The sequence below is a fragment of the Chelatococcus asaccharovorans genome (genome assembly GCF_003201475.1).
GTDB lineage: Bacteria > Pseudomonadota > Alphaproteobacteria > Rhizobiales > Beijerinckiaceae > Chelatococcus > Chelatococcus asaccharovorans.
On the sequence record NZ_QJJK01000008.1, the window covers coordinates 1 to 12,043 of the forward strand.

Genomic DNA, 12,043 nt, shown 5'->3' on the forward strand with positions numbered 1-12,043 from the left:
TCGCCGAAGCGGCGCGGCTGCGCGCCACGGCCGCCCTGCGGCCCGCCCTCGCCACCGAAGCGGCGGAAGAACTGCTCGAAGGGGTTGCCGGGACCGCCCATGCCGGGACCACCGAACCCGTCGTCGCCCTGGCCGCCGAACTGCTGCATGCCACTGTCGTTGCGGACGTTATCGATCGCCACCTTGACCTGCACCGAGACCACCGCCGGCTTCACCCGGTCGACGAGATCGGCAAACGAGGCTTGGCCTGGCACCGTCACCGCCGGGGCCGGCGCGATCTGCTGGGCATAGGCCGGGCCATAGGGCGGGGCCACCATCCCCTGCAGCACACCCGCCGTCCCCAGCGCCGCCAGCGCCACCGCACCCAGCAGCAGCGACTTGCGACGGTTCGTGCGCGGCGAGGCCGCTCCAGCCTGGCGATCCATCCCCGACGTGGCAGGGGCCTGCGAATTGTTGTCCATCATCATCGTCTTTCCAGTCACGCTCGCAAAGACGCCCGATCCCCCTGGGCACCCATGCGCAGGGCGCGGACATCGCGCCCCTCTTCACAACCGACAATGACAAACCGCCCCTTACAGCACCCTCTCAAACCCATGAATTCTTCGTAAGGTCCAATCGCACGCCGGCGCGGCAGACAGCGCATGCGCGTTCAGGGCTCCATAGCCTCACTCCGCGCCGAGAGCGGCCTTAAGCCGCGCCTTTTCCTCATCGCTGAGCGGAACGGCGATCGCTTGTCTGCGCCGGCGTCTCACGCCAAGGGCGATGGCGACCGCGCCACCGCCAAGAATGAGGAATGGCGCTCCCCAGAGCAGCAGGGTCGTCCCGGTCATCGGCGGCTTCAGCAGCACGAAGTCACCGTAACGCGCGACAAGAAAGGCCCGCACCTGCGCATCGCTGTCACCCGCCTTCAGGCGCTCGCGCACGAGAAGACGCAGGTCACGCGCCAGCGGCGCGTTCGAATCATCGATGGATTGATTCTGGCAGACGAGGCAGCGCAGTCCGGAGGAGATCGCGCGGGCCCGGGCCTCCAGCGTCCTGTCTGGGAGGATTTCGTCGAACTCCACGGCGCGCGCCGGCGAAAAGCCGGCGACCAGGACCAGCAGCAGGGCGATCGACAAGGCCAATGCCCCTCTCGCGCAGCGTGCCCCGCCGTCCACACGATGAGGCGCGCAATGGGCTGTAATCGACAGACCGCGCATCGCTCACTCCGCCGGAACAGCAGCGACATGTATACGGCGACGCGGCACACCCACCCGGATGCGCCGATCTGTGAGGGACAACAGGCCGCCCGCCGCCATGATGATGGATCCCAGCCAGATCAGGGTCACATAGGGCTTCCAGTAGGCGCGCAGGCCGATGGCACCATCGGCTTCGTTGTCACCGAGGCTGACATAGAGCTGCCCGAGGCCGATCGTCATGATCCCTGCCTCGGTGGTGGGCATGCCACGCGTCGTATAGAGCCGCTTCGATGCTTCCAGCGCGCCGATGTCCCGGCCATGGTGCGAGACCATGAAGCGAGCCACCTCCTCACGATAATTGCCAAAGGCACGGGGAAAAACGCCGTCCAGGCGCAGGGAATAGGGGCCGACCTGAACGCGTCCGCCGGGCTTGACCAGCGTGATGTCTTCGGTACTCCAGGCGGAGGCCGCGATGCCGATCACGACGACACCGACGCCGGCATGGGCAAGGGTCGTTCCCCATGCCGAACGGGGCAGGCCAACGGCGCGACGCCAGACGACCCCAAGCTGCGCGCCCTTCGGCCAGCACCGCGTGATCGTATCGGAAACGGCGCCGAAGATGATGAAGAAGCCGAGCCCGATGCTGACGATGGCGAGGACCGGGCCGCCTTCGGTGATGGCGATCACAGCCAGGCCGGCGGCGATGGCAAGCGCGAAAGCCCCCATGAGGCGCTGTGCCGCCCCGAGCAGCTCCCCGCGTTTCCAGGCCAGCGTCTGGCCTATCGGGATGAGGAACAACAGCGGCAGCATGATCGGCAGGAAGGTCGCCTCGAAATAAGGCGCGCCAACCGAGATCTTCTCGCCCGTCAGCGATTCGAGCGCGAGCGGATAGAGCGTGCCGATGAAGACGGTCGCGCAGGCCGTCGCCAGAAAGAGGTTATTGAGGACGAGCGCCCCTTCCCTCGATACCGGCGCGAAGAGCCCTCCATGGCGCAGAAGCGGCGCGCGCCAGGCGAACAAGGCAAAGGCTCCACCGATGAAAAAGACGAGAATGCCGAGGATGAAGGCACCGCGCGCCGGATCCGTCGCGAAGGTATGAACGGAGGTCAGTACCCCGGAGCGCACCAGAAACGTGCCGAGCAACGACAGCGAGAAACCGACGATGGCGAGAAGGATCGTCCAGACCTTCAAGGCATCACGCTTTTCCATGACGACGGTGGAGTGCAGCAATGCCGTTGCCGCGAGCCACGGCATGAAGGAGGCGTTCTCGACCGGGTCCCAGAACCACCAGCCGCCCCATCCGAGCTCGTAATAGGCCCAGTAGGAGCCCATTGCGATGCCAAGCGTCAGGAAGACCCAGGCCGTCAAGGTCCAGGGCCGCACCGCCCTCGCCCATAGGGCATCGATGCGCCCCTCGATCAGGGCGGCAGCCGCGAAAGAGAAGGAAATCGAGATGCCGACATAGCCGATGTAGAGAAGCGGCGGATGAATCGCGAGCCCGATATCCTGCAGGATCGGGTTGAGGTCCTGGCCCTCGAAGGGCGCGGGATTGACGCGCGTGAAGGGATTGGACGAGACGAGAAGGAACAGCAGGAAGGCGGCGGCGATCAAGGCCTGAACGCTCAGCGTCAGGGCCCTGAGGCGCAGCGGCAGCGTGTGACGTGCGGTGGCGACCAGCGCCGCGAATAGCGCGAGAATAAAGACCCACAGCAGCATGGAACCCTCGTGGTTCCCCCACACGCCGCTGATCTTGTAGAGCGTGGGCTTCAACGTGTGCGAGTTCTCGACGACGTTCAGGACGGAGAAATCCGACGTGACGTAAGCGTGCACCAGCGCGAGAAAGGCAAAAGCCACGGCCGCAAACGTCCCGAGAGCCGCGGGCCCCGCCACGTTCATCAGCGGCTCGTCATTGGCGAGCGCGCCCCAGAGCGGCAGGATGAACTGCACAAGAGACAGCGCAAGAGCGAGCGTCAGCGCGAAATGGCCGAGTTCGACGATCATTGCGTCGCTCCGGCCGGATCCGCATCGCCCGTATGTTGCCAGAGACCCTGCTTCTTCAAGGTGTCGGCAACCTCGCGCGGCATGTAGCGCTCGTCATGCTTGGCGAGCACACTGTCGGCCGTGAAACGCCTGTCCGGGCCGAGCACGCCTTCCGCCACCACGCCCTGTCCCTCGCGGAAGAGATCCGGCAGCATGCCTGTGTAGTTTACCGTGATGGCGTGATTGGCATCCTTGACCACGAAAACGACCCGTTGGCCGGGCTCCCGCACGATCGAGCCCTCGGCGACAAGTCCGCCGAGCCGCAGGCGCGTGCCGGGCTTGATATCCATCGTCACAATATCGCTCGGCGCACGGAAAAAGACGATCGTGTCCCGCATGGCAGTGAGGACGAGCGCCAGCGCAACGGCGATGATCGCGCCACCGGCGGCGATCAAGGTGAGGCGGCGTTGCTTACGTGTCATCGGCGCTCGCGATCATGGCAATGAATATTCTGGGGCGCCGCGCGGAGTGATGCAACGTCGCGGGTATACGAGGCATTCGGCGCCCGGAGCGCGTCACGGCTTTTGCTCCCCTGAAGGTCGGCTTAACGCTTCCGCCAAAGGCTCCAGTTCAGCCAGAGCCGCCTTGTCATCCTTGAAGCGATCCCTTGCTTTCGAGAGCGCAGAGAGGGCTTCGGCGCGTGCACCGAGCACGATCTGCGAACGCACGAGCCTCACCCACTCGTCAATGCGGCCACCCTCCGCTTCCAGTCGCGCCGCCAAGCCGGCCACCATACCGCGGATCGCCTCATTGCGCTCCGCATCCGGCAAGCGCGCAATCGCGTCTGCCGGTGCATTGCGCGCGAGCCTGGCAATATGCGTATCGACGGTCGGGACCCACGGCTCGTCCTTCCCGGCATCGCCACGCAGGGCGCGGAACAACCGCAAGGCCTCATCCACACGGCCGTCCTGCTCGGCCGCCAAGGCCACATAGTAGCGGGCCTTCGCAAGGCGCGGCTCCTGCGCCAGCGCGGCCTTGAAATTCTCCAGGGCATCCGCGGTCACGAGCCCACCGCTGTTCAGCACCTGCGCCTCGCCGAGGTCGGCGCGGCGTGCCGCGTTGTCGCCCTCCAGACGCAGCGACGCGCTATAGGCCTTAACCGCATCGTCCACGCGGCCCATGCGGACGTAGATCGGCGCAAGGATCGTCCAGCCGCGCCCATCGTCCGGTGCGTTCGCGAGATGCGCCTCAATCCGCGCCACGGCCTGCTGCAAATCCATCTGCGCCGAATCGGACAGCCGGCCGGACAACGGTGCAGCCGGCAGATGCGGGGATCCGCGCAGGCTGTAGAAGGCAAGCGAGACAAGCGGAATCATAGATAGGGCGACAGCCGAAGCCGCGCGCCTGCGCCTCAGGGCGAGTTCGCCCTGGGCCGGTGATTTTGCCGGCCCACCCGCCACCGTCCTGAGGAAGCGCCGCCCGACTTCCGCAATCGCCACGTCCTTGTCCGCCGGCGAGAGAAAGCCCCGCGCCACATCACGTTCGATTTCGCGGATCTGATCTTTGACGAACGACTTCTCTCCTGTCGACGGACCGCCGGCAGCGAGCGGCCGCGACAGCGGCCAGAGCACTGCCAAGATCGCAGCGCCCATCATTGAAGCGAAGAGAAGCCAAAGCACCATGCAGTCTTCTGTACAGCAGTCGGACGGGCGACTTCAGGGCAGGATCGGGCGACATACTGTCGCGGGGCATTTTGTGAGCGATATCAGGCTGTTACTCGACAGGCAGGCGACTACCGGCCGAGCCCGCCATGGCGCATCCCGTCGAGGGCCAATTCTCGTCGCCGAAGGGTCTCGTATGGATCGGCCTGGGTATCACAGCGATCCAATTCGTTCCGAAACCTTAAATAGTGAAGATCCATCCGGATAAGAGAAAGCAAAAGCTGAATCATCGACGGCAACGACTAGAGCATTTTCGAGCGAAGTGGACACCGGTTCGCGTGAAGAAAATGCGCTAAAACAAAGACATGGAGCATTTTCGCGATTCGGAGAAACGCGAAAATGCTCTTGCGGCGATATTGTACCCGTTACTGGACAAGAGAGCATCAATACCTATCATATCAACGCGCGTAACGTCGTCACGTGGGATATAGGGTATCTTAGATGGCCGGCAGCGTCAGTATCGCGCGCAGCCCCCCGAGTGGAGCATCCTCCAGCTTGAGCGAGCCGTCATAAAGCCCGGCGAGTTCCACAACGATCGCCAGACCAAGGCCCGAGCCCGGCTTCGACTCGTCCAGACGTCGGCCGCGGCGCAACACCTCCGAGCGCGCCTCGGCCGCCAGGCCCGGACCATCGTCGTCGATCGTCACGACGAGCATGGAACGCTCGCCGCTCGCCTCCAGCTCGGCGCGGACCTCGACCTGCGACCCCGCCCATTTGCAGGCGTTGTCCATAAGGTTGCCGACCATGGCCTCGAAATCCTGCCGCTCGCCGCGGAAGCGGATACCGGCCGGCACGACGATACTGACGGCAATATCGCGCTGTCGATAGATGCGTTCGAGGGCGCGCTGCAGCCCTTCGATCACCGGCAGGATCTCGGTGATCGATCCGAGGGCACCCGCGAGCGCCGCCGCGCGCGCGCGATCGAGATAATAGCTCACCTGATCGCGCATGATGGCGGCCTGCACGCGCACCGTATCCGCCAAGGGGCCGCGATTTGCATCGGCCTCGTTCAGGATGACGCTGAGCGGGGTTTTCAGCGCATGCGCCAGATTGCCGACATGGGTGCGTGCCCGCTCGAGGATCTCGCGATTGGCCTCGATCAACACATTGAGCTCGTCGGCCAGCGGGGCAATGTCTTTCGGGAAGGTACCCTCGATACGCGCCGCGTCGCCGCGCCACACATCCCCAACGGCACTGCGCAGCCGCACCAGCGGCCGCAGGCCGAAACGGACCTGAGCCAACGTGATGACGGCCAGCGCGAGCCCGAGCGATACGAACGTGAACGCCAGGATAATTCCGAAACGCCGCGTTTCGGCATCGATTTCATCGGCCGGCGCGGCAACGGTCACGCGGTAGCTGCCTTCCTCGCCGAGATCGATCACCCGCTCGATGGTGCGCAGCTGTCGCTCGTCGGGACCCGCGACATAGGCTTTGCGGATCGCGCCGGCCTGTTCACCGCGCTTCGTCGGCAGTTCCGCAAGTTGGCCCCCAAACAGCGAGCGGGACGTGCGAATTTCCGCGTCGCCGGCAATGCGGGCAACCTGCCAATACCATCCCGATAAAGGCAGATCGAACCGCGGCTCGGCTGTAACGGCGATTTCCTTGCGATCGAACGGTCCGGGGAGAGCCAGATCCGAAACGAGATCGGTGAGATAGACATTCAGGCGTTCGTCGAAACCGCCCTCGGTCGTTTGACGATAGAGCGTGGACAGAACCGATCCGGCGATCGCGAGGATGATGATGCTCAGCAGCCCGCCCGACCACAGCAGGCGCGCGGCGATCGAGCGGGGCGGCAATGTGGCGAAGAGCTTGCGGCGCATCAGACCAGTCGGCTTGGCGGGGGCAGCGCCGGCCGTCCGGCGCCGCCGCGATGATCGGTGGCCGAGAGGCCGTCAGGGTGCAGCATGGGCTGCCGAACACGATGAGCGGGACTGGTCATGCCGCGTCGGGAGGCTGCAGCAGATATCCAAGCCCGCGGACCGTCTGGATGACGTCCACGCCGAGCTTGCGCCGGAGACGTCCGACGAAGACTTCGATCGTATTCGAATCACGGTCGAAATCCTGGTCGTAGAGATGCTCGACCAGTTCGCTGCGGGAGATGACGCGACCGGTATGGTGCATGAGATAGGCCAGGAGACGGTACTCGTGAGAGGTGAGCTTGACGGCCGCGCCGTCGACCACGACGCGCCCCGAACGCGTATCGAGCCGCACCGGCCCACAGGACAATTCGCTCGTCGCATGCCCCGCCGCGCGGCGCAGCAGGGCTCTCACCCGCGCCAGCACCTCCTCCATGTGGAAGGGTTTTGCGACATAGTCGTCAGCACCGGCATCGAAGCCCTGCACCTTGTCACTCCAGCGATCACGTGCGGTTAGAATGAGGACCGGCATGGTACGGCCGGCCGCACGCCAGGCCTGGAGCACCGCAATGCCGTCAACGGTGGGCAGTCCCATGTCGAGGACGATCGCATCGTAAGGCTCCGTCTCACCGAGGAACTGACCTTCCGCACCGTCGAAAGCCTTGTCGACAACATATCCCGCTTGCGTCAGCGCATCGAAAAGCTGGCGGTTGATGTCTCTGTCGTCCTCAACGATCAAGATTCGCACGGATTTGTCCTACCTGGTAAGGCACTGCTTCGGATCGCCTTTGTAACGTCGCGACACTTACAGGCTCGCCTTCCCGGGCGCTCTCTCTGTGGGAGCTTCCGCATCCGGGAGATGCTCATTGACCGGCCTGGCGCTCTTTTTCTGGCCCGCCTGTTCCCGGCGTCGCATGACCCGGCCTGTCACGGCATCCAATGTCAGGCGAACCACCTTTCCGTCAGGCCGCAATATGGCGAACTGATAGATGAAGCCGGTTTCGCGCCGGCATAGGCGGGCCAGGACCGCCTGTCCCCCGCCCGTCGATGCCCGCGCCGCGCGCAACGCCGCGGCCGGGGAAATCACCAGTTTCTGGGCCACCGCCTCCCGTGTTTCCTTGGCGGAAAGACATTGGAACGCCGCGTGCGACGTCCCGGGCGCACCAATGACGGCGAGGTGCAGGACCACGATAGCGAGGACGTGGCGCCAAAGGTTGCTCGCCCTAGTGGTTCGTTTCCGACATTTGCCTCCCATTTGTATCAGCCCCAAGAGCAAATGTCGGAAACAGAGAACCACCAGGATGTTTATGATTCGCGTGGAATTTTCGAATTGGACATTCGGTCTCGAGGCCGACATCGAGCGGGTACCGAAGGTCAAATTCACCCCACTCGGAAGCCGCTTCCGAAGGAACGGCCCGCAGGACAGGACAGGGAACTTGGCCACGGGTGGCAGCTTGATCATGGATCTCCAACATCAGCAGCGCATCGCGGAACCGATTTGCCCTATTCATCTCACGCCTCGACCCTTGCTTGCAAATGCAGCAATCAGCTGTTGCGACGGCGAAGCTGAAAGAGGCTGGACGCGATGAAGCTTCCGCCGGCCACCACCTGGAGAAGCGATTCAGAGAATCCCGCCGTGTCGAGGCCGCTGGTATCGAGCCCCGCCAGGGAAAGCATGATCGAGGCCAGGCCGACGAGATTGGCCCAGATCGGACGGCTGAGAAGAATAGTGCGCAGATTGACCATTGACGTGATCTCCAGGGTTGCGGGGAAATGGGGTTGCGACGGCGTGGCGGCAGAGGCGTTCGACGTCGCCAGCGCCAATGCATTGCGCTGGACGGATTCCACACGCTTGCGCCAGCCATTGCCGAAAATCTTGAGTGTCGGGAGACGGCCGAGGAAGGCGAGCCGCAGTGCACAGTAGCGGTTGACGATGTCCGCCGGGTCGCCGGCACCGGCCGCCCCTAAGGTTGCCGGGCCGATAATGCCGTCCCGGGCTACGCCGAGCGTCTCCTGCAGGATAAGGACAGCCCGTCGCGGCCCGGAATTCACCGCGCAGTCGAAGACGGCGAAATCGATGCCGCCCGGCAACGCATCCGCCCGCACCGCTTTCCAGTAGTTCTGCCTGTAGATCGCGGTCGCTTCGGCGAGGCTCAGCGCCTGCATATCCGCCTTTGAAACCTCCCGACCGCGATACTGCGCCAGGGTAGCCCGCGTGATGCCGTGATTGGTGGCACCACCCGGATCATGCGGATGATCGACATAGCCTCCCTCGCTGGCGAGCACGTGGTCCACCGCTCTTTGGAAGTTGGTTGCCACCATGGTCGGCTCCTCATAAAAATGCCGCCTTTCGGCGGGCATGGATCGGTCGCGCGGACAGCGGAGACAGGATGCCTCCCTCGCCCAACATGAGAGTTCGAGAATGCTGAAGATCGTCGTGGCGCTCGGCGCCGCTGTGGCCGCCTGGGCCGTTGCCGGCTGCGCGAACGACCCGCAGCGCGAGGCGCTCCGTCGCCAGCAGCGTGCCGAGGGCGTCCCTGAATATGTCCAGGTGCAGACGCGCCAGCGCGCAACCGATTCGTTCGGCGAACGGCGCTGGTAGAAGGCGGCGGCGTCTCCGTCCGACGCCGCGGGCCCGCCAGAGGCCCCTTAAAGGCTGAGCGCCTGGAGATCGGCGTTGGCGAGCGTCGCATTGAATTCGACCTCACTCGCCAGGGCTCCCCACCATTCGACACCGGGCGCCGCGCCGCCGCCCCAGCGTTCGGTGGTGATCGACGGCAGGGTGCCGCTCGTGTCCGTCACCACTGCCCCGCCGTTCAGCGAGCCGGCAAAATCATTCGGCGCGGCCCGAACAGCCACCTTGAAAAGGGCGCCATCCGCGACGCTGCCAAGCGCCAGGTTCGCCTGCGGCGTGCCCGTGGTGGTCACGATGTAGCGCAGCATGCCCGTTGCGTCGCGCAGCAGCCGATGGCTGTTGGCCTCGCTTCCGTCGTCCGCCTGCCACAAGACCTGATCACCCGCTTTTCCCCCGGCGGCGCGGGCGGTGAGCATGCGGCTCACAGGGCTGAGCCCTGGGCGAGGGCACTGCAAATGGTCAGCACCGCGTTCGACCGCTCCGGTCTCCGTGGCGATCGGCGAGGAGGAAAAGGCCCCCAGTTCCATCTGCGGCAGGCCAACGCGCAGGGTAAAATCGATCGCCGCCCCGACCGCATGGTTCATTGCGAAGCGCGGCTGGATATGGGTGATCGCCGTCGCGAAACTGAAGGAGAACGCGAAGCGCTTCAGTTCGCTGGTGAGTTCCGGCACAATCGACGCGGAGGCTGCGGCGACGCCGGAGGGCTGTGGCGGGATATAGAACCGAAAGTTCGTGATATTGGCCATCGAGCCAGCGACGAGCGCGAGATAGGCGCTCATCGTCCAGTTCTGACCGCTCGATGCGGCAATCACCGACGGCGGCTCAAAGATCAATGGATAGCCGCCGGTATCCGTCGCGGTGCCGGCGTAGCGGACATCGATGCAGGTCATCCCGCGATACTGATATGGCGCGGACATCGTGCGGGTGAGACCGCTCGCGCCGCCATTCTGCCAGTTGGTCGGCCAGGCTCCGCCGGAGCCGATCACGCCAGGCGCCACGCCCGTGAGAATGCTGTTGCGAATGGCATTCGTGCGCGCACCTTCAAGTAGCAGACCGTCCGCGATGCCACTGTTGAAGCGGTATTCAAATCGCGGGGCGTCGATGCCGGCCGCCTGCAGGTCGCTGCCCTCCCCCCAGAAGGCAGCCGGTGTGGCGCGCGAGAAGGTCGCGCCCAGGCCCGCGACAATCGCTGCCCAGGATGCCGTTGACAAGCTGTGCCGCAGGAAGAAGACGCCATTGGCGAAGTCGAGGACACGGCACGGCCGCCGCGTCACGCCACACGCGCGTACAGCCGCAAGCGAGGCGCCGAGTTCGGCTGCCGCGGCGGTATTCGGGCCTCCTCCGTCCGGCAGCGTCAGATTGAGGACCTGATTCGGCGCCGTCCCTGTTATCGTGACGGCGACCGCGCCCGTGGAGACCGTACCGATCGAGAGTTGGTTTGGCGGCCCGCTTGGCCCGGGGGCCCCTGGCACGTCAACCTCGATGACCAGAGGCTCATCGCTGTCCGGAACCAGAACGGTCGGACCGTCAATGTCGCACATATGCTCGCTGTCGCAGGACAAGGTGACCTCCCTCAGTCGTCGGCAAGGCCGCCGACGCCGGTGATGGCGCCACGCAGCAGGGTGAATTGGCTGCCGTCCGGGCGGCGCCACTCGATCTCATAGGTCGAGAGACGCCCCTCAGGGATCGCGCGTGACTCGGCCAGGGTAGGCTGCCAGGTCAACGCGCCGGCAGACGGGATGACCGTGAGCCCATCAGCGTCGCCTGTGGATTTGCGGAGGAGGCCGAGGCGCGAGACGAGCGTCAGGACGATCTCGCCGCCGCTGAGATCGAGCGGCTCTGCCGCTCCGACCGCGCCCGTCTTGAATCGGAAGGTGATGGGGCGGTTATTGCCGCGCACCACCGTGAAATCGTAGCGTGCCAGCTTCATTGCGATGTTCCCGATGGAGGGATCAGGGGGATGCGGCGTCGAAATGTGCATAGTGGATGGCTGCGCGCAGCTTGCCGCCCGTGAAGGCGCCGCCGTTCGCCGTGATGAGAAGGGCGGTGTCGGCGTAGAAGGCGGTGGGGCCGATCACCCCGATGTTGTGCGAACCGAGAGCTACGCTGAGAAGGTTGCCGAATTTCGTGGGCTCCCCGGCAAGGCCGACGGAGAAGGATGTCGCACCCGTCACCGCCTCGGTGACACGCTCGGTCACCGCCAGCACGATCGCGCGATCGGGAATGACGATGCCTGAGGTGACGCTGGCGCCGGTCAGCGTGATGTCTTCCTCGACGATCGCGAAGCCGGTCGTCGCTCCGTGGCTCGAACCAGCGACGACACCGCTGCCGCCCACCGGCGCCGTCCAAGCGGTGCCCGTCCAGGTCACACGCAGAGCCTCGTCCCGCGCATAGGCCTGCCAGCCGATGCGTGGGGTCAGGAAGGCCCATGCGCCGTCCTGAAACGCCGCGACCTCCTGTTCATGGCCGGTCCAGGCGCCTGTCGCCGGGGACGCGACGATCCACGCGGCGCCCTCCGCCGGCGAGGACGGCGGACCGGCGAGATGGCGATCCTCAACCGCCAGTTGCACGAGCACATCGAGCTTCAGCAGCGCCTCGTTGTGGGTGACGTGTTTCTGCGCCTGCGCCGCCGCGATGAACGGCAGCGCAAGATTGGGCGTTTCTGTCATGGAA

12 protein-coding genes and 1 pseudogene are annotated in these 12,043 nt (G+C 65.1%); 1 reads left to right on the forward strand and 12 read right to left on the reverse strand.

Annotation, left to right across the window (positions count from 1 at the left end):
* The 9 genes and pseudogenes from C7450_RS18930 to C7450_RS18975 form a co-directional block, all read right to left on the reverse strand.
* A pseudogene (locus C7450_RS18930) lies at positions 1–464 on the reverse strand (hypothetical protein); the annotation flags it as partial.
* 201 nt (positions 465–665) lie between these two features.
* On the reverse strand, positions 666–1,199 hold the full coding sequence (locus C7450_RS18935; RefSeq protein ID WP_110376031.1) for a cytochrome c-type biogenesis protein: 534 nt from the start codon (positions 1,197–1,199) through the stop codon (positions 666–668).
* Positions 1,200–1,202: 3 nt separating this feature from the next.
* Entirely contained in the window at positions 1,203–3,179 is a 1,977-nt protein-coding gene (locus tag C7450_RS18940) for a heme lyase CcmF/NrfE family subunit (protein ID WP_110376032.1), read from the reverse strand.
* Entirely contained in the window at positions 3,176–3,640 is a 465-nt protein-coding gene (gene ccmE, locus C7450_RS18945; protein WP_110376033.1) for a cytochrome c maturation protein CcmE, read from the reverse strand. Before ccmE ends, C7450_RS18940 begins: the two co-directional genes overlap by 4 nt.
* A 93-nt stretch (positions 3,641–3,733) precedes the next feature.
* Positions 3,734–4,840: a c-type cytochrome biogenesis protein CcmI gene (ccmI, locus tag C7450_RS18950; protein WP_110376034.1), complete on the reverse strand. Its 1,107-nt coding sequence runs from the start codon at positions 4,838–4,840 to the stop codon at positions 3,734–3,736.
* Between the two features lie 476 nt (positions 4,841–5,316).
* A complete protein-coding gene (locus C7450_RS18960) occupies positions 5,317–6,699 on the reverse strand; it encodes an ATP-binding protein (protein ID WP_110376036.1) in 1,383 nt (460 codons plus the stop codon).
* A 115-nt stretch (positions 6,700–6,814) separates the two neighbouring features.
* Positions 6,815–7,483 carry a response regulator transcription factor gene (locus tag C7450_RS18965; protein WP_110376037.1) on the reverse strand — a complete coding sequence of 223 codons (669 nt, stop codon included), beginning with the start codon at positions 7,481–7,483 and terminating at the stop codon, positions 6,815–6,817.
* 57 nt (positions 7,484–7,540) lie between these two features.
* Positions 7,541–7,837 carry a PepSY domain-containing protein gene (locus C7450_RS33615; RefSeq protein ID WP_146227396.1) on the reverse strand — a complete coding sequence of 99 codons (297 nt, stop codon included), beginning with the start codon at positions 7,835–7,837 and terminating at the stop codon, positions 7,541–7,543.
* A gap of 443 nt (positions 7,838–8,280) precedes the next feature.
* Positions 8,281–9,057, reverse strand: coding sequence for a glycoside hydrolase family 108 protein (locus C7450_RS18975; RefSeq protein WP_110376348.1), 777 nt, complete (start codon positions 9,055–9,057; stop codon positions 8,281–8,283).
* Positions 9,058–9,157: 100 nt separating this feature from the next.
* Between C7450_RS18975 and C7450_RS18980 the strand changes: the two genes are divergently transcribed.
* A complete protein-coding gene (locus tag C7450_RS18980) occupies positions 9,158–9,337 on the forward strand; it encodes a hypothetical protein (protein WP_110376039.1) in 180 nt (59 codons plus the stop codon).
* Positions 9,338–9,384: 47 nt separating this feature from the next.
* On the opposite strand, the gene C7450_RS18985 is transcribed toward C7450_RS18980, so the two are convergent.
* Genes C7450_RS18985 through C7450_RS18995 form a run of 3 tightly spaced genes read right to left on the reverse strand, consistent with a single transcriptional unit; the run spans position 9,385 to position 12,039 of the window.
* Positions 9,385–10,932, reverse strand: coding sequence for a phage head spike fiber domain-containing protein (locus tag C7450_RS18985; RefSeq protein ID WP_146227398.1), 1,548 nt, complete (start codon positions 10,930–10,932; stop codon positions 9,385–9,387).
* Between the two features lie 11 nt (positions 10,933–10,943).
* Positions 10,944–11,300: a hypothetical protein gene (locus C7450_RS18990; protein ID WP_110376041.1), complete on the reverse strand. Its 357-nt coding sequence runs from the start codon at positions 11,298–11,300 to the stop codon at positions 10,944–10,946.
* A 22-nt stretch (positions 11,301–11,322) separates the two neighbouring features.
* Positions 11,323–12,039 carry a DUF2793 domain-containing protein gene (locus C7450_RS18995; RefSeq protein ID WP_110376042.1) on the reverse strand — a complete coding sequence of 239 codons (717 nt, stop codon included), beginning with the start codon at positions 12,037–12,039 and terminating at the stop codon, positions 11,323–11,325.
* Positions 12,040–12,043: the final 4 nt, after the last annotated feature.

Bases quoted from the DNA above. Each gene is read 5' to 3' on its own strand.
- C7450_RS18935 (WP_110376031.1), bottom strand. From the start codon at position 1,199: ATGCGCGGTCTGTCGATTACAGCCCATTGCGCGCCTCATCGTGTGGAC.
- C7450_RS18940 (WP_110376032.1), bottom strand. From the start codon at position 3,179: ATGATCGTCGAACTCGGCCATTTCGCGCTGACGCTCGCTCTTGCGCTG.
- ccmE (WP_110376033.1), bottom strand. From the start codon at position 3,640: ATGACACGTAAGCAACGCCGCCTCACCTTGATCGCCGCCGGTGGCGCG.
- ccmI (WP_110376034.1), bottom strand. From the start codon at position 4,840: ATGGTGCTTTGGCTTCTCTTCGCTTCAATGATGGGCGCTGCGATCTTG.
- C7450_RS18960 (WP_110376036.1), bottom strand. From the start codon at position 6,699: ATGCGCCGCAAGCTCTTCGCCACATTGCCGCCCCGCTCGATCGCCGCG.
- C7450_RS18975 (WP_110376348.1), bottom strand. From the start codon at position 9,057: ATGGTGGCAACCAACTTCCAAAGAGCGGTGGACCACGTGCTCGCCAGC.
- C7450_RS18980 (WP_110376039.1), top strand. From the start codon at position 9,158: ATGCTGAAGATCGTCGTGGCGCTCGGCGCCGCTGTGGCCGCCTGGGCC.
- C7450_RS18990 (WP_110376041.1), bottom strand. From the start codon at position 11,300: ATGAAGCTGGCACGCTACGATTTCACGGTGGTGCGCGGCAATAACCGC.
- C7450_RS18995 (WP_110376042.1), bottom strand. From the start codon at position 12,039: ATGACAGAAACGCCCAATCTTGCGCTGCCGTTCATCGCGGCGGCGCAG.